This window comes from Shimia sp. MIT1388 (assembly GCF_047124445.1).
Lineage (GTDB): Bacteria > Pseudomonadota > Alphaproteobacteria > Rhodobacterales > Rhodobacteraceae > Shimia.
The window spans coordinates 832,417-854,317 of the sequence record NZ_CP138921.1 but is presented as its reverse complement, the minus strand read 5'-3'; the positions used below and the strand labels follow the sequence as shown (position 1 = coordinate 854,317).

Annotated in this window: 24 protein-coding genes; 8 read left to right on the top strand and 16 right to left on the bottom strand. The window is 57.2% G+C overall.

Annotated features, from left to right (window positions below):
• Nucleotides 1-14: 14 nt before the first annotated feature.
• The 11 genes from SIB92_RS04210 to SIB92_RS04160 are packed head-to-tail and all read right to left on the bottom strand — an operon-like array spanning nt 15 to nt 8,173.
• Complete coding sequence (locus tag SIB92_RS04210) at nt 15-1,235, bottom strand: cysteine desulfurase (protein ID WP_412554633.1); 1,221 nt, start codon at nt 1,233-1,235, stop codon at nt 15-17.
• Between the two features lies 1 nt (nt 1,236).
• The gene (locus SIB92_RS04205; RefSeq protein ID WP_412554632.1) at nt 1,237-1,818 is read right to left on the bottom strand and encodes a YIP1 family protein; all 582 of its coding nucleotides are present in this window, start codon (nt 1,816-1,818) and stop codon (nt 1,237-1,239) included.
• The gene (locus tag SIB92_RS04200; protein ID WP_412554631.1) at nt 1,815-2,300 is read right to left on the bottom strand and encodes a YIP1 family protein; all 486 of its coding nucleotides are present in this window, start codon (nt 2,298-2,300) and stop codon (nt 1,815-1,817) included. The genes SIB92_RS04205 and SIB92_RS04200 overlap by 4 nt, the downstream gene beginning before the upstream one ends.
• A complete protein-coding gene (gene sufD / locus SIB92_RS04195; RefSeq protein WP_412554630.1) occupies nt 2,300-3,586 on the bottom strand; it encodes a Fe-S cluster assembly protein SufD in 1,287 nt (428 codons plus the stop codon). The genes SIB92_RS04200 and sufD overlap by 1 nt, the downstream gene beginning before the upstream one ends.
• Nucleotides 3,586-4,341, bottom strand: a complete 756-nt coding sequence (sufC, locus tag SIB92_RS04190) for a Fe-S cluster assembly ATPase SufC (RefSeq protein WP_412554629.1) — start codon at nt 4,339-4,341, stop codon at nt 3,586-3,588. The genes sufD and sufC overlap by 1 nt, the downstream gene beginning before the upstream one ends.
• Nucleotides 4,342-4,396: 55 nt before the next feature.
• Nucleotides 4,397-4,711, bottom strand: a complete 315-nt coding sequence (locus SIB92_RS04185) for a heavy metal-binding domain-containing protein (RefSeq protein ID WP_412554628.1) — start codon at nt 4,709-4,711, stop codon at nt 4,397-4,399.
• Nucleotide 4,712: 1 nt separating this feature from the next.
• Nucleotides 4,713-4,919 (bottom strand): hypothetical protein, encoded by a 207-nt coding sequence (locus SIB92_RS04180; protein ID WP_412554627.1) that lies wholly within the window; start codon nt 4,917-4,919, stop codon nt 4,713-4,715.
• Nucleotides 4,920-4,925: 6 nt separating this feature from the next.
• Nucleotides 4,926-5,123 carry a hypothetical protein gene (locus SIB92_RS04175; protein WP_412554626.1) on the bottom strand — a complete coding sequence of 66 codons (198 nt, stop codon included), beginning with the start codon at nt 5,121-5,123 and terminating at the stop codon, nt 4,926-4,928.
• On the bottom strand, nt 5,116-6,639 hold the full coding sequence (sufB, locus tag SIB92_RS04170) for a Fe-S cluster assembly protein SufB (RefSeq protein ID WP_412554625.1): 1,524 nt from the start codon (nt 6,637-6,639) through the stop codon (nt 5,116-5,118). Before sufB ends, SIB92_RS04175 begins: the two co-directional genes overlap by 8 nt.
• 26 nt (nt 6,640-6,665) lie before the next feature.
• Complete coding sequence (locus SIB92_RS04165) at nt 6,666-7,700, bottom strand: cysteine desulfurase family protein (RefSeq protein ID WP_412554624.1); 1,035 nt, start codon at nt 7,698-7,700, stop codon at nt 6,666-6,668.
• The gene (locus tag SIB92_RS04160; RefSeq protein ID WP_295176634.1) at nt 7,697-8,173 is read right to left on the bottom strand and encodes an Rrf2 family transcriptional regulator; all 477 of its coding nucleotides are present in this window, start codon (nt 8,171-8,173) and stop codon (nt 7,697-7,699) included. The genes SIB92_RS04165 and SIB92_RS04160 overlap by 4 nt, the downstream gene beginning before the upstream one ends.
• Before the next feature lie 162 nt (nt 8,174-8,335).
• Here SIB92_RS04160 and SIB92_RS04155 point away from each other — a divergent pair, with 162 nt between their 5' ends.
• From SIB92_RS04155 to SIB92_RS04145, 3 genes are read left to right on the top strand one after another with little or no spacing between them, the layout of a single operon-like run.
• Complete coding sequence (locus SIB92_RS04155; protein WP_294119293.1) at nt 8,336-8,992, top strand: alpha/beta hydrolase; 657 nt, start codon at nt 8,336-8,338, stop codon at nt 8,990-8,992.
• Nucleotides 8,992-9,234, top strand: a complete 243-nt coding sequence (locus SIB92_RS04150) for a hypothetical protein (protein WP_294119292.1) — start codon at nt 8,992-8,994, stop codon at nt 9,232-9,234. Before SIB92_RS04155 ends, SIB92_RS04150 begins: the two co-directional genes overlap by 1 nt.
• Nucleotides 9,231-9,812, top strand: coding sequence for an HD domain-containing protein (locus SIB92_RS04145; RefSeq protein ID WP_412554623.1), 582 nt, complete (start codon nt 9,231-9,233; stop codon nt 9,810-9,812). Before SIB92_RS04150 ends, SIB92_RS04145 begins: the two co-directional genes overlap by 4 nt.
• A 1-nt stretch (nt 9,813) precedes the next feature.
• Here SIB92_RS04145 and SIB92_RS04140 read toward each other — a convergent pair whose 3' ends face one another.
• Nucleotides 9,814-10,182 (bottom strand): hypothetical protein, encoded by a 369-nt coding sequence (locus SIB92_RS04140; protein ID WP_412554622.1) that lies wholly within the window; start codon nt 10,180-10,182, stop codon nt 9,814-9,816.
• A 181-nt stretch (nt 10,183-10,363) separates the two neighbouring features.
• Entirely contained in the window at nt 10,364-12,178 is a 1,815-nt protein-coding gene (locus SIB92_RS04135) for a glycerophosphodiester phosphodiesterase family protein (protein WP_412554621.1), read from the bottom strand.
• 231 nt (nt 12,179-12,409) lie between these two features.
• Here SIB92_RS04135 and SIB92_RS04130 point away from each other — a divergent pair, with 231 nt between their 5' ends.
• From SIB92_RS04130 to SIB92_RS04110, 5 genes are all read left to right on the top strand, one after another.
• Nucleotides 12,410-13,624 (top strand): NADP-dependent isocitrate dehydrogenase, encoded by a 1,215-nt coding sequence (locus tag SIB92_RS04130; protein ID WP_294119284.1) that lies wholly within the window; start codon nt 12,410-12,412, stop codon nt 13,622-13,624.
• Nucleotides 13,625-13,763: 139 nt separating this feature from the next.
• Nucleotides 13,764-14,384, top strand: coding sequence for a YitT family protein (locus SIB92_RS04125; protein WP_412554620.1), 621 nt, complete (start codon nt 13,764-13,766; stop codon nt 14,382-14,384).
• A 15-nt stretch (nt 14,385-14,399) separates the two neighbouring features.
• Nucleotides 14,400-14,735: a DMT family transporter gene (locus SIB92_RS04120; protein ID WP_412554619.1), complete on the top strand. Its 336-nt coding sequence runs from the start codon at nt 14,400-14,402 to the stop codon at nt 14,733-14,735.
• 70 nt (nt 14,736-14,805) lie between these two features.
• On the top strand, nt 14,806-16,623 hold the full coding sequence (typA, locus tag SIB92_RS04115; RefSeq protein ID WP_412554618.1) for a translational GTPase TypA: 1,818 nt from the start codon (nt 14,806-14,808) through the stop codon (nt 16,621-16,623).
• A gap of 111 nt (nt 16,624-16,734) precedes the next feature.
• The gene (locus tag SIB92_RS04110; RefSeq protein WP_412554617.1) at nt 16,735-17,793 is read left to right on the top strand and encodes a hypothetical protein; all 1,059 of its coding nucleotides are present in this window, start codon (nt 16,735-16,737) and stop codon (nt 17,791-17,793) included.
• Nucleotides 17,794-17,797: 4 nt separating this feature from the next.
• Here SIB92_RS04110 and SIB92_RS04105 read toward each other — a convergent pair whose 3' ends face one another.
• The 3 genes from SIB92_RS04105 to alaS form a co-directional block, all read right to left on the bottom strand.
• Entirely contained in the window at nt 17,798-18,580 is a 783-nt protein-coding gene (locus SIB92_RS04105; RefSeq protein WP_412554616.1) for a class II glutamine amidotransferase, read from the bottom strand.
• 213 nt (nt 18,581-18,793) lie between these two features.
• Nucleotides 18,794-19,081 carry a DUF1330 domain-containing protein gene (locus SIB92_RS04100; protein ID WP_412554615.1) on the bottom strand — a complete coding sequence of 96 codons (288 nt, stop codon included), beginning with the start codon at nt 19,079-19,081 and terminating at the stop codon, nt 18,794-18,796.
• Between the two features lie 79 nt (nt 19,082-19,160).
• A complete protein-coding gene (gene alaS, locus SIB92_RS04095) occupies nt 19,161-21,833 on the bottom strand; it encodes an alanine--tRNA ligase (protein WP_412554614.1) in 2,673 nt (890 codons plus the stop codon).
• Between the last annotated feature and the right edge of the window lie 68 nt (nt 21,834-21,901).

The following is a 21,901-nucleotide window of genomic DNA, read 5'->3' as shown; positions in this document are numbered from 1 at the left end:
CGCAAAATGAACGTCTATCCAAAGAGTTCGTGCGCCAGTTCCAGCGCGTCGATGAGCGTGTCCGCCTCATCGGTGGTGTTGTAGAGCCCAAAGCTGGCGCGACAGGTCGCGGACACACCCAAATGCTCCATCAGTGGGCCGGCACAGTGGTGTCCTGCCCGCACAGCCACACCCTTTTTGTCCAGGATCGTGGAGATGTCATGCGCATGCGCTGCACCATCCAAGGTGAAGCTAAAGATCGCCGCTTTGTCCGCCGTGGTGCCTTGCACCTGTAACCAATTCAGGCCAGCGAGCTTCTGCATTGTATAATCGCGCAGCTTGGCTTCGTGGGCTGCGACATTGTCCATCCCGATTTCCATGAGGTAGTCCAGCGCCACACCAAAGCCAATTGTCTGTACAATGCCCGGCGTGCCCGCTTCGAACTTCATCGGAGGATCGTTGTAGACCACTGCCTCCTTGGAGACTTCCTTGATCATGTCACCACCGCCAATGAACGGGCGCATCTCTTTCATGCGATCCATTTTGCAATAGATCGCCCCAGAGCCTGAGGGGCCATAAAGCTTGTGCCCGGTGATGGCGTAGAAATCACAGCCAATGTCCTGCACATCCACCGGTGCATGCACCGACCCTTGGGAACCATCCACAAGCACAGGCACACCTTTGGCATGTGCGCCCTGCGTGATGGCCTTCACGTCCACTATTGTGCCCAGCACGTTGGAACATTGCGTCACAGCCACCAGTTTGGTCTTGGGACCAATTGCATCAATCACCGCCTGGGGATCCAGCGCACCGGAGCTGTCCACATCCACCCATTTGAGAACCACGCCCTGCCGTTCCCGCAGAAAGTGCCAAGGCACGATATTGGCATGGTGCTCCATCACCGAGAGAATGATCTCGTCGCCAGCTTCCAGACGCGGCATGGCCCAACCATAGGCGACCATGTTTATGCCTTCGGTGGTGCCGGAATTCAGGACAATTTCATCCTCGCTGGCGGCATTCAGAAATTTGGCAATCTTACCGCGAACGGCCTCATACTTGTCCGTCGCAAGGTTAGAAAGGTAGTGCAAACCCCTATGAACATTCGCATATTCCATTGCGTAGGCATTGGTGATCGCATCAATCACCACCTGCGGCTTTTGCGCCGATGCTCCGTTGTCCAAATAGACAAGCGGCTTGCCATTCACCTCGCGGCTCAGGATCGGAAAATCAGCACGGATCTTGTTGACGTCATACATCTCAGGACATCCCAATAGCGGTCGCAGCACCCAGCGACAAAAGCAGTGTCATTCCAACGGTCAGGCCCATCATGGTGATCAACACCAGCATCACGGACTTGCCCAGGCTGTTAAAGCCGTGGATCACGTTGATGAAATTCAAAACAACCCAGATCGAATACAGGCCCACGCCCAATACAAAGACCAAGGCAAACCCAGGCATCGCCAGCATCAGCAGCAGCGAGGCCAATTGCACAGCAAACCGCATGTATTGCAGCCAGCCGATGGCCAGCAATACATCGTCAAACCTGCCTCGACCGCCAATGGCGCGGCCACCCCAATAGAAGGAGAACACCAGCAGCACGAGACCACAGCCAAGGATCGTCGTGTACAGGAAGGGAGCCGTCAAAAACGGCACGTTCATCTCAGGTGGTGCTGGAAACAGAGTGAGCGTGGCAAAATGCGCCAATGCATTTAGCACAATGCCCAACGCCAAAATCATCCAGCCCACATTGCGCGGCACCGGACGGCTCATGAGGGCTACAGCAGCCTCGCTTGGATCACGCACGGTCAGCCAGAACAGGGCGGTCAATTGCGCTTTCATGCCGCCACCCTACCCGCTTCCAGCAGACCCGAAATCCAAATCCAGAAAAACGCGACAAACCAAAGCAGCCCGACAATGGTCAGCGCCGTCCCTTGCCCGATAAAGCCCTCTACAAGCCCAACAAGCAGATACAGCGGCCCGGTTGAGAGCATCGCCCAGAACAACGCGAAACGGGCCCCAAAGCTGGACTGTTTGCGGCCAAAGGCACGCAGCACCAGATGGGAGACAAACGCCAAAGTGACCGCCAAAAGCGGCAAAACAAACATCAGCGCAAAAAGATTGGCCCCCAACAGAGGGTTCAACTCAACCTGCGCCAAATGCGCCTCGCGCGCCAAAGCCGGCCAGCGAGACACAAAAATCACGCCACAGGCGGCCATCAGGATCGCAAAGGCACGGTCCTCACGCTCGCCCATCGCCAGACGGCGGGCAACCACCGCACGCGGGGTGCGGTAGCTGGCCATCATATCGCTCGTCACTGACATCAGCCGCGTCGACGCTCCAACCAGGACTCCAGGCGTCCGATGATCTCGTCACGCAACTCTTCGCTTTCAACTTCCTCTACGGCTTCGGCCACAAAGGACATCACCAGCAAGTCGGTTGCGATGTCTTTTGGAACACCACGGGCCCGCAGATAGAACAGAGCGTCTTCGTCAATTGCACCAGACGTGGAGCCATGCGAACAGGCCACGTCGTCGGCGTAGATCTCCAACTCAGGCTTGGCGAGGAATTGGCTGTCTTCATCCAGCAAGAGCGACTGGCTGATCTGATAGCCATCGGTCTTCTGTGCGCCCGGTTGCACCAGGATCTTGCCTTGGAAAACGCCGGTTGCCCCGTTGCGCAGCACTTTCTTGAACACCTGACGGCTTTCGCAGTTCACCGCGTCATGGGTGACAAACACGGTATCGTCGTGATGGAAATCACCATCACCAAGACAGGCGCCGGCTACGTGGGCCACGGCATCATCACCGGTCAGTTCAAGCACAGCTTCGTTGCGAGTCAGACGCCCGTTCACGGTCAGCGTGAAGCTTTTGAACACGCTTTCTGTGCCCAGACGGCCAAACAGATGTGTGACAGCCCGGCGCTCGTGGTCACGACCTTGCGCACGCACGTGATGGAAAGCAGCGCCGTCCGCCACGTCCACTTCCATGGACTTGTTGAAACGCGCCGCCGCCGGACCGTTTTCCAGAACGGTCACTTCCGCACCCGCGTCCAACTTGATCACATGGTGCAGAACCGCGTCAGAGCTTTCCGCTTTGTGCTGATAGATCAGGCTCACCGGCTTTGCGACCTTACCAGTCACGTGGATCACAACACCATCGGTGGCATAGGCCGTGTTGAACGCCGCCAGCGGACGCTCGACAGGCACCTGACCTTTGGCCTCGAGCACACCATAAAGCTCTTTTGCCCAGTGGATGTCTTTCTCCGCCACATCCGCCAGACGCTCGATCGTCAGGCCTTCGCCTGTCAGATCATCAGACTGGCCCGCATCAAACACACCATCAACAAAGACCACTTTGATGCGATCAAAGCTGTCAAACAAAGGCGCTTCGCCAGTGTCAAACACCGCCGCCACCGGCGCATCCGCCTGGGTCAGCGTGTCCGGACGGGTGTATTTCCAATACTCGTCCCGACGCTCGGGCAAACCCATCTCGCGCAAACGACCCAAAGCCGCCTCACGCGCTTCGCTGGCCCACTGACCACCCGCCGGAACGGTCAACCCGTCCAAGCGCGCCGCCGTGGCCTCTTGTTTCTTTGCCAGAGCCGCCATTATGCGATCTCCGCCAGAATGTCGGCATAGCCGTTTTTCTCAACTTCCAGCGCCAGCTCTGGGCCACCCGTCTTGATGATACGACCGTCCGCCATGATGTGCACAACGTCTGGTTTGATGTGGTCCAGCAGGCGCTGGTAGTGCGTGATCACAAGGAAACCACGGCCCTCGTCACGCAGCGCGTTCACCCCCTCGGACACCAGTTTCATCGCATCCACGTCCAGACCGGAGTCGGTCTCGTCCAGGATGCACATCTTTGGCTCCAGCATCGCCATCTGCAGGATCTCGTTACGCTTTTTCTCACCACCGGAGAAGCCAACGTTCACCGGACGCTTCAGCATGTCCGCATCGATTTTCAGGGTTTTCGCCTTTGCACGGATCTCTTTCAGGAAGTCCGCCGCAGACAGCTCCTCTTCGCCACGCGCCTTGCGCTGTGCATTCACCGCGGTGCGCAGGAAGGTCATGTTGCCCACACCAGGAATTTCAACCGGGTATTGGAACGCAAGGAACAGACCCAGCGCCGCGCGCTCTTCTGCTTCCAGTTCCAGCAGGTCTTCGCCACCCAATGTGGCCTCACCGTCAGTCACCTCGTAGCCGTCTTTGCCAGACAGCACATAAGACAGCGTGGATTTACCGGAGCCGTTTGGCCCCATAATCGCGTGCACTTTGCCCGCTTCCACTTTCAGATCCACACCCTTGAGGATCTGCTTGTCCTCTTCTTCAAGTTTGACCTTCAGGCCTTTGATTTCCAACATGTTCATCTTCCTTCGCGTTTCCACGGGATGCCGCAGCACCCGGTCATTTCTTGTCTTATTTCACGGTAACAGCCGTGCCGCTGGCCGAAACCATCAGCATCGTATCACCCACAACTTCGTAATCCAGATCAACGCCGACCACGGCGTTGGCCCCTTTGGCGGCGGCACGCTGTTCCAACTCGGCAAGAGCGGTTTCGCGCGCATCCTGCAGTTTGGTTTCATAGGCACCGGACCGGCCGCCCACGATGTCCGTGATGGAGGCAAAGATGTCCCGCACGACATTTGCCCCCATGATCGCTTCACCCACAACAATGCCATGATAGGCAGTGATCTGATGGCCTTCGATTGACGGTGTTGTTGTCACAATCATCTCAGAGACCTCCCACATAGGTGATCGCCATCATCACAGCCATCGCCACAATCCCGCAGATGGCCGAGGTCACAAAAACCGACCCGGCAATCAGCCCATCGCTGCTACCCAACCGTTTCTTGCGGAGACCAAAGCCAACTGCCGACCCAAACGCGATCCCCGCGCCCACGCCTGCTGATTGCTGAATCAATGCCTGAATGGTGTCCATCTGCGCCTACCTGTCCAACAACCGAACCATAAAGCGCGCCGCCAACCAGCCGCCAAAGATGCCAATCCCTACCCACAAAAACGGGATGGGAAAGCCCTCGGCAGTGTTGAGGTAAATTACCCCGCACAAACCGCCGAGCACCGGCATCACATAAGGCAGAGCCGCAATCAGCTTTGCGCGCATTGTGGAACGATGGTTAGCCAACGGACCCCTCCAGAGAAATCGCCACGAGCTGTTGCGCTTCCATGGCAAACTCCATCGGCAGCGCCTGAAGCACTTCCTTGGCAAAACCATTCACAATCAGCGCCACGGCCTCTTCTTCGTCCATGCCACGCTGACGGCAGTAGAACATCTGCTCATCATCCACCTTGGACGTCGTCGCTTCGTGCTCAACGCGAGACGAATTGTTCTTCACCTCGATGTACGGCACCGTGTGCGCCCCACATTTGTCACCAATCAACAGACTGTCACACTGGGTATAGTTGCGGCTGTTCTTGGCTTTCGGGTGCATGGACACCTGACCGCGGTAGGTGTTCTGCGCCACACCGGCACTGATGCCTTTGGAGACAATCCGTGACTTGGTGTTTTTGCCCAGGTGGATCATTTTGGTGCCAGTATCGGCCTGCTGGTGGTTGTTGGTGATCGCAATCGAGTAGAACTCGCCCTGCGCATCATCGCCACGCAGAATGCAGGACGGGTACTTCCAGGTCACCGCAGAACCGGTCTCAACCTGCGTCCACATCACCTTGGCGCGGTCACCGCGACAATCGGCCCGTTTGGTCACAAAGTTGTAGATACCGCCTTTGCCGTTCTCATCCCCGGGGTACCAGTTCTGAACGGTGGAGTATTTCACTTCCGCGTCTTCTTCGATGACAATTTCCACCACAGCCGCGTGCAACTGAGAGGTGTCACGCTGAGGTGCAGTACAGCCTTCAAGGTAGGACACGTAAGAGCCTTTGTCGGCAATGATCAGCGTGCGTTCAAACTGACCGGTATTTTCCGCGTTGATACGGAAATAGGTGGACAGCTCCATTGGGCAACGCACACCCGGCGGAACATAAACAAACGAGCCGTCCGAGAACACCGCGCTGTTCAGCGTGGCGTAGAAGTTGTCGGACACCGGAACAACGGACCCAAGATACTTTTTCACCAGCTCCGGATGTTCGCGGATCGCTTCAGAGATCGAGCAGAAAATCACGCCCGCCTCTTTCAGCTCTTTCTGGAAGGTTGTGCCAACCGAAACGGAGTCAAAAACCGCGTCAACCGCAACCTTACGGCCTTCCGCAGGTGCGTTCTCCGCACCTTCGACGCCAGCCAAAATCATCTGTTCTTTCAGCGGGATACCGAGCTTTTCATAAGTCGCCAGCAGCTTCGGGTCCACCTCATCCAAAGACTTTGGCTTCTCTTCCATGCTCTTTGGGCGCGCATAGTAGTACTGGTCCTGGAAATCCACTTCAGGATAGTCCAGCATCGCCCAGTCCGGCCCTTCTTTGGTGAGCCAGCGCTTATACGCTTCGAGCCGCCACTCTGTCATCCATTCCGGCTCTTCGTTTTTCTCCGAAATCAAGCGGACAATGTCCTCGGTCAGCCCTTTGGGGGCGTATTCCATCTCGATCTCGGTTTCCCAACCGTATTTGTATTTGCCGCCAACTTCGCGCACGGCATCCACGGTTTCCTGGTCAACACCTTCTTTGACTTGGGTCTGATCAATTGCCGCCATGTGCGTCTCCTGTCTTCGTTTTGCGCTCACGCGCGGTGTTTGTTCATCTGAGCCAGCCACTTATCGGCAAAGCCCATGACGTCCTGTTCGCTCGTTTGTGGCCCCAAGCTCACCCGAATGGCGCTTGCAGCCGTCATCTCATCATATCCCATCGCGGTCAGCACCTTGCTGGCGCGCACCTTGCCCGAAGAGCAAGCCGACCCGGCCGAAATCGCGAAACCCGCCAGATCCATCTGCATGACCTGCGTTTCACCCTTCCAGCCCGGCACCGCAACTGCCGTTGTGTTGGGAAGCCGCTTGGCGCCTTTGCCAACGATAATGGCCTCCGGCGCGCCTGCGATTAGCCTCTCTTCCAGCAAATCGCGCAGCTGTGCAACCCGATCCCAAACGCCATCGGCCAAGTCTTGCGCGGCCGCCTTGGCTGCAGCCGCGAAACCAGCCGCGCCTATCACGTTTTCGGTGCCCGCACGCCGGCCCATCTCTTGGCCGCCGCCCAAAAGCTGCGCAGGCACTTCGGTGCCACGCTTCACCACCAAAGCCCCAATACCCTTTGGTCCACCCAGCTTATGCGCCGAGATCAGTGCCATCTGCGCACCGGTCCAGTTAAACGCCACTGGCAGCTTGCCAAACGCTTGCGTCATATCACTGACAGCTACGCCGTCCGGCAAGGTTTGGACCACTCCGGTCTCAGAATTTGCCAGCTGCACACAGCTCTCTGCCGGGTCATCAATATTAATTGCACCCTCGGCATCAGCCGATAGATCGTTCTGCGTCCAGGCATTCACCGCATCGTGCTCTACGTCTGCTGCGTGCAACTTGCGTCCCGCCAATGCCAATGCGGCCGACTCCGTGGCACTGCTTGTGAAGATCACATCCGCCCCGTCTGCGCCAAAAGCAGAGGCAATTTCACCACGCGCCCGCTCAAGAATGGCCTTGGCCTTACGCCCCTCTGAATGCACGGAGGATGGATTGCCATAGACATCCATGGCCGCAATCATCGCCTCCCGCGCCGCAGGGCGCAGTGGGGTCGTCGCGTTATGATCCAGATAAGCCCGCATCAAGCGTTTTCGTCCGCCACTTCATCAACCACAGAAAACAATGTGGGCACGGCCGGGCATGGCGCCAAGTCGTTCTCCACAATATCGGACAGACGCGTTTGATGCAGAAACACATAAACATGCGCCGACAAACCTTCCCAAAGGCGATTTGCCATCGACTGCGCGCGGGACCCACTGGATCCACCGCTGGCCCCTGCCCCTGTGTGCAGCGCCGACACTGTCTCATCCACGGCAGCCAGAATATCTGCCACCCGAATCTCGGACTTTGGACGTGCCAATCGGTACCCACCACCGGGACCACGCACAGACACAACCAGTTCCGCACGACGCAGCTTCACAAACAGCTGCTCCAGATATGGCAGCGAAATATCCTGACGCTTGGAAATTTCGCTCAAGCTAACGAGGTCCTCAGGCGATTGAAGCGCAATATCTGCCAAAGCAACCACAGCATAGCGGCCTTTTGTCGACAGTTTCATGGAGCACCCCCTCGAATTGATTGACCTCAGCCGCCCATGTGCTTAAGTCGCTAAAACCCGAACGGCATTTTTGACCGTTCAACTATTTAGAAGCGTTCTAAGGTGACAGAGCAAATTCGTCAAGAATTCGTTCATACCTTTTAAGGGAGAAAAGCGACAAATATGCCTGAGGTGATTTTTCCGGGACCAGAAGGCCGCCTCGAAGGCCGCTATCATCCACAAAAAGAAAAAGACGCGCCCATCGCGATTGTGCTGCATCCGCACCCGCAATTTGGCGGCACCATGAACAACAAGGTTGTCTACAACCTGCATTATGCCTTCTACAACATGGGCTTCACGGTTCTGCGGTTCAACTTCCGTGGCGTGGGTCGTTCCCAGGGCGAATATGACCAAGGCGTTGGCGAACTGTCTGATGCGGCCTCCGCGCTCGACTACCTTCAGTCTATGAACACCAACTCCAAGCACTGCTGGGTTGCGGGGTTCTCCTTTGGCGCCTGGATCGGCATGCAGCTTCTGATGCGTCGCCCAGAAATCACAGGTTTCATTTCCGTGGCCCCGCCCGCCAACATGTACGACTTCTCGTTCCTGGCGCCCTGCCCTAGCTCAGGCCTGATCCTGAACGGCACCGCGGACCGTGTCGCCCCTCCTGCGGACACGCACTCTCTCGTGAACAAGCTGCACGAGCAAAAAGGCATCACGATCACCCACACTGAGATTGAGGGCTCTGGCCACTTCTTTGAAACAGACGAATACATGGATCAGATGACCGGCACGGTCACCGACTATGTGAAACGCCGTCTGACCGAGAACAGCCGCTAATGAGCACACTGGACGCGCTAGCCTCAAAACTTGCCGAAGACACGCTCAAAGCCCAGAAAGAACTGGGCGACGAGCGTCTCTTCATGGAAGTCAGCGCGGTACTGGGGGCTTCTTCCCAGTCATTGGAAGAGGCATACCTTACAGAAGTACGTATGCGCATGTCCGAAGAAAAAGGCCGAGCCTTTTTGATAAATAAAGTCAAAGAAGCCCGTGCCGCGAAAGCTGCCGAGACCAAAGAATGAGCGACCGCCTCGCCGCGCAAATCGCCTTCCTGACCGAAGCCGATAAGCTCAAATCCGTTTACCGCGCCACCAACGTGCTTGACGGACACCGCAAAGAAGACAGCGGCAGCCACAGCTGGCACATCGCGCTCTACGCGCTGATCCTGTCTGAACATGCCAACAAGGACATCAATCTGGATCGTGTGATCCGCATGCTGCTGATCCATGATCTGGTGGAGATTGACGTTGGCGACAGCCCGATCCACGGCGATCATGACATCGCTGCAATGGAAGCCGCTGAAAGCGCCGCCGCAGACCGTATCTTTGGCCTTCTACCAGACGATCAAGCCGCCGAACTCCGTGCTCTGTGGCATGAGTTTGAGGCCGCAGAGAGCGATGACGCAGTCTTTGCCAAAAGCATTGACCGCGTGCAGCCGGTGATTGGCAATCTTGAAACCAATGGCGGCACCTGGCCGGAATACAACGTCACGCGTGAACAGCTTGAAGACCGTGTTGGCTGGAAGGTTGCCAAAGGCGCCCCTGCGATCTGGGATCATCTCAAAGCGCGCATTGCCAAGTGGTTTTCCGAAAACGGTTAACTCAGAAACACTGGGGCCATCCATAACCCCAGCGCCACGGCAAACCTGAGCACGGCAAACCGCCTACACGAACCGCCTCATACATGCGATCCGCCACAAAAATGATGGCCGCCGTGACATCCTCAGGTGTGCTGTCATATTGCAGCGCCAATGTCTCTGCTTGCGCATCCGCCACACTCTGGACGCACATACGCAGCTCCTCATCCGCCTCTAAACGCGCAAAGAAGCCGGCTTCTGCATCCGCAGTCTCACCGCCCAGGTGATACGCTTGGTCATGCACCACACAGCAGTCATGCCACGGCGCCTCATGCGCAAACACCCGCGCGAACCATGGAAAAGTACGCGCCATCGCGCCCCAGGCCGCCGACATTCCACCAGAACACCCATCAGTCGTAAAAGGCACCAAGGCCGTAGGGTCCTCCTCACGCAACGCTTCTAACCGGCTATGCCGCCAGGTTTCCACTTTCGCAGACCAGCCCAAACCCTTACTTGAGACTTGCGCCGTAACCGGTTCACTTAAAACAATAATCGCACCAATAGTGGCAGATAGGTTACTGAACCGCATCGTCACCTCGATGCGGCACATCCAACCCAATCCGCCCCGCCAGACCAAGCACCAACCGCTCCACACCGCTCAGCGTTTTGCGATCCGCCAGCACCTGTCGCGCCAGCGCAGGTTCGTCCGTAATCAATCCGTCCACGCCAAAGGACAACATGCCTGACATCGACAGCGCATCGTTCACCGTCCACACGTAGACCTCTTTGCCCACGTCGTGGGACCCGCGCACCAGTTGGCGCGACATGGTTGCGCTGTTCACGGCCAGGAAGTCCACATCCAGATCCCACATATTGCCCAACGACGCCGAAGCCAGCAGCCCGACATTCCACTCCGGACGCAGCTTGCGCATTTTCGCCACGGCATCCGCTTTGAGCGACATGATCTTCACCTGTTTCACCATGTCCGTGGCTTCAACGATGTCGATCACCCTCTGCTCCAAATCCTCGTCGTGGCCGTAGTATTTCAACTCGATCACCACACCGGACTTGTCTTTTGCCGCCAGTAAAACCTGCTCCAGCGTGGCTGTGCGCTCAGCCGCGAATGCCGGATCAAACCAGCTGCCAATGTCGATTTCCTTCAGATCTGCCAGCGTCGCATCCCAAATCTTCAAGGGGTTGCCCGCAACCTTCATGAAGTCACTGTCATGCACCACAACAACCGCACCATCTGCAGTTTCTTGAACGTCGATCTCAATCCAGTCCGACTGATCCTCCACGGCGTGCGTGACGGCGGCCATGGTGTTTTCAGGCGCCGCTCCAGAGGCTCCACGGTGCGCAATCACCGCCACAGGCCGGTCCTGATCCACCTTGACCAACTCCGCGATGCCAAAGCCGCCCAGCACGGTCACCAGTGCCGCCACCGCGACCACGCCGCTCAGCACCCCTTTTGGCAATTCACGCTTCTCACCCGCGTCGGGCCAGCCCGCAAACCCCATGAAAGCAACAGCCAAAGCGCCGGTGGTGAAGGACGTCAAAACGAGGTTCAACCCCGCCCACAGTCCGGTGGATAGCAACAAAAATGCAGCCAGGCCCTTGAGACCAAACGGCACGAAATGCAGACCGAACTGAATGATCGCGCCAACCGCAAATAGCACAGCGCCGCCAATCACCGCCCCCAGCGCTGCCCAAACTGCCAAGCGCACAAGGAACGTCCACCGGCGCCCCGCCATCCGAGTCTGACTTTCCCGCAAAGCCGCCCCTGCGCGCTGCCCGTCAAACACAACCAGTGGCAAGGCCAACACCCAACCCAACGTGCGCCAGAGAACCAAGGCCACCATCAACGCCAATGCGATCCCGCAAACCACCACGGTCTGCACAAACTCCGGCGGATGAAAACTGAGGTAATAGTTGATGTCGTAGTCGGTCATCCAAGTGACAAAGGCCAAACCGCAGACGGCCAAAAACGGCAGACACATCAACAGCAAGCGCAAGCAGAACTGCATCGCCAGTCCAAGCACGGCCGGTATACGTGGCAGAACCATCGCCACACCGTCCAGAAACCCATGTGATTTGCCGGCCCGATCCCGCAACGCCACCGCCATCATAAAGGACACATCCAGCGTCAAAAGAACGAGCGCCATGCCTGCAATCACCAATCCGGCGACAAAACCCACCGGAGAGAGCAAGAACACCGCGATGTCAAAGTCCGCCAACGCGGGTTTGCCGGAAAACGTCAGCGCCAGATGCACCGTGGCCGCCATCAACGGCGCAAAGGCCGCCGCCAACAAGATATTGAACACCAGATGCGACTGGATAAACGGCCAGCGCAAACGCCAGGCCACTTCAAAATACCGCACTACCTCTGCCATCGCCTGTTTCAAAGCCACACTCCAACACCCGTTTAACGTGACCCTAACGGCATCTAGCATTGTGGTCGAGAACCCGCGACATTTTGTCAAAAACAATTGTCGTGCTACGTTTCACGCAACAAAAATTCGCGCCCAAACTAAACTGTATACAATCGCATACAAAGCCTTCCCAAGGAGACCGAATTCCCTTAGGACAGGCGCCAAATACGACTCGGTTCACAGGAGACCCCCATGACCAAGATCAAAGTGGACAACCCCATCGTCGAAATGGACGGCGATGAAATGACTCGCATCATGTGGCAGTTCATCAAGGATAAATTGATCCTGCCGTACCTCGACCTCGACCTGCTTTATTATGATCTGGGTATCGAGGAGCGCGACCGCACCGAAGACCAGATCACCATCGACGCCGCGGAAAAGACCAAAGAGATTGGCGTGGCCGTGAAATGCGCCACCATCACGCCGGATGAGCAGCGCGTGGAAGAGTTTGGCCTCAAAAAGATGTGGCGTTCCCCGAACGGCACCATCCGCAACATCCTCGGCGGTGTGGTGTTCCGCCAGCCGATCATCTGCCGAAACGTACCGCGCCTTGTGCCTGGTTGGACCTCTCCTATCGTTGTGGGCCGTCACGCCTTTGGCGACCAATACAAAGCCACCGACTTCACCTTCCCGGGTGCTGGCAAGCTGACCATGAAGTTTGTTGGCGAAGACGGCACCGTGATCGAGAAAGAGGTCTATGATGCGCCGTCCGCCGGTGTCTATCAGGCGATGTACAACCTCGACAGCTCGATCATCGACTTTGCCCGCGCCTCTTTGAACTACGGCCTGAACCTTGGCTGGCCGGTGTACCTCTCCACCAAAAACACCATCCTGAAGGCCTATGACGGCCGCTTCAAGGACCTGTTCCAGAAGGTCTATGAGGAAGAGTTCGAAGAGAAATTCAAAGCCGCAGGCATCTGGTACGAACACCGCCTGATCGACGACATGGTCGCCTGCGCCATGAAGTGGAACGGCAAATTTGTCTGGGCCTGCAAGAACTACGACGGCGACGTACAGTCCGACACCGTGGCGCAAGGCTTTGGCTCGCTGGGTCTGATGACCTCCCAGTTGATGACACCGGATGGAAAGATCGTCGAAGCCGAGGCGGCCCACGGCACCGTGACCCGTCACTACCGCCAGCACCAAAAAGGCGAAGCTACTTCCACCAACTCGATTGCCTCGATCTATGCCTGGACCGGTGGCCTGAAGCATCGCGCCAAACTGGACAACAACATTGCCCTGCGCGCCTTTGCTGAAACTCTCGAGCGGGTGATCATCGAAACCGTCGAAGGCGGTTACATGACCAAAGATCTGGCTCTGCTGGTTGGCCCCGATCAAGGCTGGCTCACCACCATGGGCTTCCTTGAGAAGATCGACGAGAACCTCAACAAAGCGCTTGCTGGTTAAGCACTGAGACACTTTGTCCTAAGGCGTATCCGCGCGCCTTAGGACGCCCTTTACCACACACCCGGTAGACCCCAGCTGCATAGCGGCCTTGCGCCGCACCCCCTAGACAGCTCCGCTGCACTGCGGCAAATCCGGTTCCATGGTAAGCTTTATTGAATCCCCAAGCCCAGAAAAACACAGCCCTTTTGATGACATTCAAGGGTTGGTCGTTGGCACTTTGCTGGTCGCCCTATCGGTACAGTTTCTGCAAGCCTGTGACCTCTTCACCGGGCAAATCGCAGGTCTGTCTTTGGTAAGCGCCAAAGCCACGGGCATGACATTTGGCACCATCTTCTTTGTGTTGAACCTTCCGTTTTACATCATCGCTTACCTGCGCATGGGCTGGTTCTTTACCTTAAAAACCTTTGCTGCCGTTGCGCTCTTAACCCTCTGGACCTTCTTACTGCCCAAGGTTTTTGAGATCGCCTCGGTGCATCCGCTGGTGGGTGCGGCCCTTGCGGGTGTGACCGCAGGTGCAGGCCTCATCGTGCTGTTTCGCCACGGCGCCACCCTTGGCGGCGTTGGTATTGTGGCCGTATGGCTCCAGGACGCCAAGGGCATCAAAGCAGGTTGGGTCCAACTTGGCTTTGATGTGCTGGTGTTTGGCCTGGCCTTGTCGTTTTTTGACCTCAACGCGGTCGTCTTCTCGCTCGTCGGTGCCGCGATTACCAATATTATGATCGCAACAAATCACCGGCGCGATCGCTATATCGCGCGCTAACCTTCAGGGACGCGCATGCCCAAAGCCTATCTGATCCTTCTGGTCGCCGTTGTGTTTGAAACCATCGGCACCGCAGCGCTGCAAGCCAGTCAGCAGTTTACCAAACCCATCCCCTCGATCATCGTGGTCATCGGCTATGGCCTCGCCTTCTATATGATGGCTCTCACTCTGCGTTATCTGCCCGTTGGCATCACCTATGCGGTCTGGTCTGGCCTGGGGATCATCTCGATCTCGATCATCGCCTATTTCGCCTTTGGTCAGAAACTTGATCTGGCCGCGATCCTTGGAATGGGGCTGATTGTCGCCGGAATCCTCGTGATCAACCTGTTTTCCAAGACTGCCGTTCACTAACTGGCATTAAAGGGCTGGCCTTTTGCCACATCCCACGTTAGGGCGAGCGCGAACAGGAAAGGCTGCCCTTATGGATCTTCGCAATATCGCCATCATCGCCCACGTTGACCACGGCAAAACCACGCTTGTGGATGAGCTGCTGAAACAGTCGGGTGCATTCCGGGAAAACCAGGAAGTGGCCGAGCGCGCCATGGACAGCGACGCGTTGGAGCGTGAGCGCGGCATCACCATCTTTGCCAAGCCAACCAGCGTTGAATGGAAAGGCACCCGCATCAACATCGTGGACACCCCGGGCCACGCCGATTTCGGCGGAGAGGTTGAGCGTATCCTGAGCATGGTAGACGGTGTGGTTCTGCTGGTGGACGCAGCTGAAGGCCCAATGCCACAAACCAAATTTGTGACGTCCAAAGCCTTGGCACTGGGTCTGCGCCCAATTGTTGTGCTCAACAAAGTGGACAAACCAGACGCCGAGCCTGACCGCGCATTGGACGAGTGTTTTGACCTTTTCGCCTCTCTGGACGCCAACGACGATCAGCTGGACTTCCCGCACATGTACGCTTCCGGCCGCAACGGCTGGGCAGATGCAGAACTCGACGGCCCACGACAGGACCTGCACGCTCTGTTCAACCTGATTGTGAACCACGTGCCGGAACCAAAGCAGGTTCACCAACAGGACGACGACTTCCGCATGCTGGCCACCACTTTGGGGTCCGACCCATTTGTGGGCCGCATCCTGACCGGTCGTGTGGAATCCGGTACCTTGAAAGTGGGCGCAACCGTTCAGGCGATCTCCCGTATCGGCCAGAAAATCGAACAGTTCCGCGTCACCAAAATTCAGGCCTTCCGTGGCCTGGCCCAGCAGGACATCGAAGAAGCGCAAGCTGGCGACATCGTCTCCATCGCGGGCATGGCCAAAGCCACCGTGGCAGACACCATCTGTGCGCTGGCCGTGGATGAACCGCTGGAAGCCCAGCCGATCGATCCGCCCACCATCACTGTGACCTTCGGCATCAACGACAGCCCGCTGGCCGGTCGTGACGGCAAAAAGGTGCAATCCCGCGTGATCCGCGACCGCCTCTACAAAGAGGCCGAGTCCAACGTGGCGATCAAAATTGCAGACACCCCTGGCGGCGAAGCCTTTGAAGTTTCCGGCCGTGGCGAACTGCAGATGGGTGTTCTGATCGAAAACATGCGTCGCGAAGGTTTTGAGCTGTCGATCTCCCGTCCACAGGTGATCATGCGCGAAGAGAACGGTGTCCGCATGGAGCCGGTCGAAGAAGCCACCATCGACGTGGATGACGAATACTCCGGCGCGGTGATCGAAAAACTTACTGGTTCCCGCAAAGGCGAACTGGTCGAAATGCGCCCTGCCGGTGCTGGCAAAACCCGCATCATCGCCCACGTGCCGTCCCGCGGCCTGATCGGCTACCACGGTGAATTCCTGACAGATACTCGCGGCACCGGTGTTCTGAACCGCGTATTCCACGGCTGGACCGAATACAAAGGCGCCATCCCGGGTCGCCGCGCAGGTGTTCTGATCTCCATGGAGAACGGCCAGTCCGTAGCTTACGCCCTTTGGAACCTCGAAGACCGCGGCAAAATGATGATTGGCGCCCAGGCTGACGTCTACACCGGCATGATCATCGGCGAGCACAGCCGTGACAACGACCTCGAAGTGAACCCACTGAAAGGCAAGAAGCTCACCAACGTGCGTGCCTCCGGGTCTGATGAGGCCGTGCGCTTGACCACGCCAATGACGCTGTCGCTGGAGGAGGCCATCGCCTACATCAACGACGACGAACTGGTGGAAGTTACACCAAACACAGTGCGTCTGCGCAAACGCTATCTGGACCCGCATGAGCGCAAGCGGATGTCCAAACAGAACTAAACACCAAACGCCGGGGTCCTGCCCCGGCGTTTTTCTTTGACATTTTGCTTGAGTGGGCTGCGAAACTGTTTGAAGTTTGGGCAATACCTTTAGGAAATTGTCCCAAGCCTCATGTTTTCGCGCCTGCTCTCCCACCTCACCGCCTGTCTTTTTCTTATCATTGGCGCTCCGCTGCACGCCCAAACCGGCGGCTTTGATTTCAGCGGCACCGCCTCTTTGACCAAACGCACCGCGCCGCAACAAATTGGTGTTGGCATCTCTATCGACCAAATCACCTTTGTCGATCAACAGTCCGAGAACTTTGGCGTGGTTGGCACGCTCTTCCTCAAGACCGACTACCCGGAGTTTGCTTTCGACGCAGCTGCACATGGCAGCGACATTAAGACCTTCAGCAACGCGGCCTTCCGCGCACTCTTGGATGAGGCTGGATCACAGCCACCGTATTTCATCCTGCGCAACCAACAAGGCCGCCGCTTCACCCAGCAAGTTTCCGTTCTTCTCAAAGACACCGGTGTGGCGACCTACGCCGAGCGCTTCACCGCCACGCTTCAGGCGCCACACTTCAACTTCAAGCGCTACCCCTTTGACACACAAGAATTCTACGTCGAGGTGTCGACGATGCTGCCGCTCGACTATGTCGAGTTCTACCCTTTGGAAGAGCAAAGTGGCATGGGTGATCTGCTTGGCGAAGAGGAGTGGATTCTCTCCAATGCCACCCTTGAACGCCGTTCTGTAGAGGGTATTGGAGGTGCCGATACAACCATGGTCGCCCTGCGCTTTGAGGGGAAGCGCCACGTGCAATACTACGTACTGCGCATCCTGCTGCCACTGCTGATCATCCTTTTTGTCAGCTGGGCCACGTTCTTCCTCGAAGAATACCGCCGCCGCATCGACATGGCCTCCGCCAACCTCCTGGTGTTTGTCGCTTTCAACTTTGCGATCTCCACCATGCTACCCAAACTTGGCTATCTCACCTTCATGGACTCGCTGCTGGTGGGCATGTTCCTGATCACCGGCTCCATCGTGCTGGTTAACATCGCTCTACGCCGCCTGAAGACCTCAGGACGCGAAGACTTGGCCCGCAAAATCGACGGCTATCTCGTGATCTGGATCTTCCCGATCCTACACGGAATATTCCTGTTCTGGGCGGTGAAGTTCTTCCTCGTCTGATCAATCAGCTAAGAGGTCGGAACGGTTCAATCTCGTAGCTGCCATCCTTGTGGAACCGACAGAACGATCCGGCCGGAATGGCTTCCCAGCCATCTTCTGCCGCCACCAAAGGCTCACTCACCACAGCGCGGCCGCTGCGGCTATCGCTAGCGCGGTGATAGACCGTCGGCGCGCGACTGTCCGAGGCGTAGCGAATGGCATACAGCGTTTGGCCATCACTAAATGCCGCCGCCAGCCGCATATGCGGCGTAGTGCCCCGCTCCCGGCTCATGCGTTCCAGGATACCCACGGCAATCTGCATGGATTCTTTTGGATGTTCATCCATGCCTTCCGTTAATCCCATGAGGAACAACACCTCACTGTCCGTCGCGCCCTTGCGCTCCGGATACAGCTCGTCTGGGATCAACATATCCGCCCGTCGCCGAAAGGTTTCGAACCCGCCAACCTGACCGTTGTGCATGAAGGACCACCGGCCCACCGCAAAAGGATGACAGTTGTTTCGGCTGGTGGCGGTGCCAGTCGAGGCCCGCACATGTGCCAGAAACAGCCCAGACTCAACTTGTGCCGTCAGCGACTTCAAATTCGGGTCCGACCACGCGGGCAGAATGTCCCGATACAGTCCAGGCTCCGGCCGACTGCCATACCATGCCAAACCAACGCCATCTCCGTTGGTCTGGGTTTTGCACTCTGTGGCTTGCATGCTTTGCTGGATCAACGAGTGATCTGGCCGCGTCACAACATCTTCAAGATAACACGGTGCCCCAATATAGGCGGCCCAACGACACATGACAGTTTTCCCCTTGGCTTCAGCATCCTCAGGTTAGAATAGAAGATGCCAATTCTCCCGCATACATACGGGAGAATGCAAGGGGACGTAAGTGCAGTTCATACAGAAAAATCAGGAAGGTATCCCGATTTACCACCGATATTTAGAACGCTTCACTCTATAGGCGCCAGAAGAGCACTACTTCTTCCTCTTCAGGCGCACGATATTTGAATCTCAGTCGCTGGTCTCCACAACCATCAGCTCGCGCTCGCTTGCGCCGCGCGCGTGGTTCAAAGCCTCTTGGTACTCCGAGCTGTGATAGCAGGCGACTGCCGTGTCCACATCCGGGAACCGTGCCACCACATTGCGTGGCCGCTCTTTGCCTTCCAGCTGCACGAACTTACCGCCACGAGCAATGAACTCACCGCCGTGTTTGGCAATCGCTGGACCAGCCAGCTTCGCGTATTTTCCATAAGCGTCCGCGTCCGTCACGGTCACATGTGCAATCCAAAGCGCACCCATTTTGGCTCTCCAATCCTGTTGTCCTGCCCGACACTCTACGTGAATTGCCGGACAGGCCAAGAAGATTTTGACCAAATGGTCAGCCTGCAATCACCGCTTCGGCAGCGGCAAAGGCTTCGTCTGCTTTAGAGGCATCTTTGGCACCACCTTGCGCCATATCCGGACGACCGCCGCCGCCCTTTCCGCCCATCGGGCCAACAGCTGCGCGCACCAGATCCACGGCGCTCACATCACCTTTGAGGTCATCGGTCACGCCTGCGGCCACAGCCACTTTCCCGCCGGTGTCAGCGACCAACAGAACCGCACCGCTCTCCAGACGCGCCTTATGCTCATCAATCAACGGAGGCAGGTCTTTGCCGGAAACGCCAGAGAGCACCTGCGCAAAGAACTTCACGCCATTGATCTCTTTTGCCTCAGGACCAGCGCCCTGTCCGGCACCACCAGACATCGCCAGTTCGCGGCGCAGCGTCGCCACTTCGTTTTGCAGCGCTTTACGCTCGTCAAGCAGCGCTTTCACGCGGTCAACAATCTCACCCGGCTGCGCTTTGAGCGTACCAGCTACTTCCGCCACGCGTTTGGCCTCACGCTCCAGATGCGCAAAGGCCACCTCACCGGTCAGTGCCTCGATCCGACGCACCCCAGCCGAAGAAGCGCTATCCGAGAGCAGCACAAACACACCAATGTCGCCGGTCTGTTTCACATGCGTGCCGCCGCACAGTTCGATGGAATATGTGTCCCCATTGTGACCCTTTCCAGTGTTGGCTCGGCCCATGGACACCACACGCACCTCGTCACCGTACTTCTCGCCAAACAGCGCCTGCGCACCAATCTCACGCGCATCATCCGGCGTCATAACCCGGGTTTCCACCGGCGTGTTCTGACGGATATAGGCGTTTACGTCCAAACCAACCTTGGTCAACTCTTCCGGGCTCAACGCCTTGTTGTGGCTGAAGTCAAACCGCAAACGATCGTCCGCATTCAGCGAGCCACGCTGTGCCACATGATCCCCCAACGCCTCGCGCAGCGCTTCATGCAGCAAGTGGGTTGCAGAGTGGTTCGCGCGAATGGACGTGCGGCGTGCGTGATCCACGATCATCGCCACGGGATCGCCTTTGGAGATAGTGCCACGTGCGACTTTGACCAGATGCCCAATCAGCTTGCCATCGGCAAACTTCTGCACCTCGGACACATGCGCCAGTTCATCGCGGTTTTCCAAACGCTCAACCAAGCCATGATCCGCCACCTGACCACCACTTTCGGCATAAAATGGCGTCTGGTTCATCACCAGCCAGCCTTCTTCACCTTCGGCCAGCGCTTCTACCAAAGCACCGTCCTTCATGATCGCCTGAACTTGGCCTTCGGCCGTCTCGGTGTCATAGCCGAGGAACTCGGACGATCCGGTCTCATCCGCAACATCAAACCAAACGGCATTCTCAGCGGTGTCGCCAGAGCCTTTGTGGGCGGCGCGCGCCTTAGCCTTTTGCTCCGCCATCGCCGCGTCAAAGCCGTCTGTGTCTACGGTCCGGCCCTTTTCGCGCAGCGCGTCCTGGGTCAGATCAAGCGGAAAGCCGTAGGTGTCATACAGTTTGAACGCAGCTTCACCCGCCAGAGGCGCGCCTTCGTCCAAACCATCCAGCTCGTCGTCCAGCAGTTTCAAACCACGATCCAGCGTCTGCTTAAACTTGGTCTCTTCCTGTTTAAGCGTCTCTTCGATCAGTGCCTGCGCCTGCCCCAACTCAGGATAGGCCTGCCCCATCTGCTGTACCAAAGACGGCACCAACTGATGCATAACAGGATCTTTGGCACCCAGCAAATGCGCGTGACGCATTGCGCGACGCATAATTCGACGCAGCACATAGCCACGGCCATCGTTGGACGGCATCACACCGTCGGCCATCAGGAAAGACGTGGACCGCAGGTGATCCGCGATCACCCGATGATGTACATTCTGCTCACCATAAGGATCGGTAGACGTCACATTGGCAGACGCCTCAATCAACGCCTTGAACAGATCGGTGTCGTAGTTGTCATGGCTGCCCTGTAGCAACGCGCCAATCCGCTCCAGCCCCATGCCGGTGTCAATCGACTGCATGTCAAGTGCGGTCATCGAGCCGTCTTCGAACTGCTCGTTCTGCATGAACACCACGTTCCAGATCTCAATGAACCGGTCGCCGTCCTCTTCCGGGCTGCCGGGAGGGCCTCCCCAGATGTGATCACCGTGGTCATAGAAAATCTCGGTGCAAGGTCCACAAGGCCCAGTTGGCCCCATCTGCCAGAAGTTGTCAGAGGTCGCGATCCGAATGATGCGATCCTCCGGAACACCCACTTTCTTCCAAATTTCAAAGGCTTCGTCGTCGGTGTGGTAGACCGTCGTATAAAGCTTATCCTTCGGAATATCGAATTCCTTGGTGATCAGCTCCCAAGCAAACGGGATCGCGTCATCTTTAAAATAGTCGCCAAACGAAAAGTTGCCGAGCATCTCAAAGAACGTGTGGTGACGCGCGGTGTAGCCAACGTTGTCCAGATCGTTGTGCTTGCCGCCAGCGCGCACGCATTTCTGCGATGTGGTTGCGCGGTTGTAGTCCCGCTTTTCGACGCCGGTGAACAGGTTTTTGAACTGCACCATGCCGGAGTTCACAAACATCAGCGTCGGGTCATTGCGCGGCACCAGCGGGCTGGAATCCACCACCTCGTGGCCCTGCTTGGCAAAGTAATTCAGAAAGGTCGACCGGATGTCGTTTAGGCTGGCCATGGGCAGATCTCTTAACGTGGGTTTCGGTATCGAAGCGGGTTTATAACCCCCACGCGCCCCTGTCCACA

Coding starts and splice junctions, on each gene's coding strand:
- alaS (WP_412554614.1), bottom strand. CDS start 21,833: ATGGCCAGCCTAAACGACATCCGGTCGACCTTTCTGAATTACTTTGCC.
- SIB92_RS04205 (WP_412554632.1), bottom strand. CDS start 1,818: ATGAAAGCGCAATTGACCGCCCTGTTCTGGCTGACCGTGCGTGATCCA.
- SIB92_RS04200 (WP_412554631.1), bottom strand. CDS start 2,300: ATGTCAGTGACGAGCGATATGATGGCCAGCTACCGCACCCCGCGTGCG.
- SIB92_RS04140 (WP_412554622.1), bottom strand. CDS start 10,182: ATGTCGGCGGCCTGGGGCGCGATGGCGCGTACTTTTCCATGGTTCGCG.
- SIB92_RS04125 (WP_412554620.1), top strand. CDS start 13,764: ATGGTAAGCTTTATTGAATCCCCAAGCCCAGAAAAACACAGCCCTTTT.
- SIB92_RS04210 (WP_412554633.1), bottom strand. CDS start 1,235: ATGTATGACGTCAACAAGATCCGTGCTGATTTTCCGATCCTGAGCCGC.
- SIB92_RS04130 (WP_294119284.1), top strand. CDS start 12,410: ATGACCAAGATCAAAGTGGACAACCCCATCGTCGAAATGGACGGCGAT.
- sufB (WP_412554625.1), bottom strand. CDS start 6,639: ATGGCGGCAATTGATCAGACCCAAGTCAAAGAAGGTGTTGACCAGGAA.
- SIB92_RS04105 (WP_412554616.1), bottom strand. CDS start 18,580: ATGTGTCGTTGGGCCGCCTATATTGGGGCACCGTGTTATCTTGAAGAT.
- SIB92_RS04135 (WP_412554621.1), bottom strand. CDS start 12,178: ATGGCAGAGGTAGTGCGGTATTTTGAAGTGGCCTGGCGTTTGCGCTGG.
- typA (WP_412554618.1), top strand. CDS start 14,806: ATGGATCTTCGCAATATCGCCATCATCGCCCACGTTGACCACGGCAAA.
- SIB92_RS04185 (WP_412554628.1), bottom strand. CDS start 4,711: ATGATTGTGACAACAACACCGTCAATCGAAGGCCATCAGATCACTGCC.
- SIB92_RS04110 (WP_412554617.1), top strand. CDS start 16,735: ATGTTTTCGCGCCTGCTCTCCCACCTCACCGCCTGTCTTTTTCTTATC.
- SIB92_RS04180 (WP_412554627.1), bottom strand. CDS start 4,919: ATGGACACCATTCAGGCATTGATTCAGCAATCAGCAGGCGTGGGCGCG.
- SIB92_RS04160 (WP_295176634.1), bottom strand. CDS start 8,173: ATGAAACTGTCGACAAAAGGCCGCTATGCTGTGGTTGCTTTGGCAGAT.
- SIB92_RS04100 (WP_412554615.1), bottom strand. CDS start 19,081: ATGGGTGCGCTTTGGATTGCACATGTGACCGTGACGGACGCGGACGCT.
- SIB92_RS04155 (WP_294119293.1), top strand. CDS start 8,336: ATGCCTGAGGTGATTTTTCCGGGACCAGAAGGCCGCCTCGAAGGCCGC.
- SIB92_RS04150 (WP_294119292.1), top strand. CDS start 8,992: ATGAGCACACTGGACGCGCTAGCCTCAAAACTTGCCGAAGACACGCTC.
- sufC (WP_412554629.1), bottom strand. CDS start 4,341: ATGTTGGAAATCAAAGGCCTGAAGGTCAAACTTGAAGAAGAGGACAAG.
- SIB92_RS04120 (WP_412554619.1), top strand. CDS start 14,400: ATGCCCAAAGCCTATCTGATCCTTCTGGTCGCCGTTGTGTTTGAAACC.
- sufD (WP_412554630.1), bottom strand. CDS start 3,586: ATGGCGGCTCTGGCAAAGAAACAAGAGGCCACGGCGGCGCGCTTGGAC.
- SIB92_RS04145 (WP_412554623.1), top strand. CDS start 9,231: ATGAGCGACCGCCTCGCCGCGCAAATCGCCTTCCTGACCGAAGCCGAT.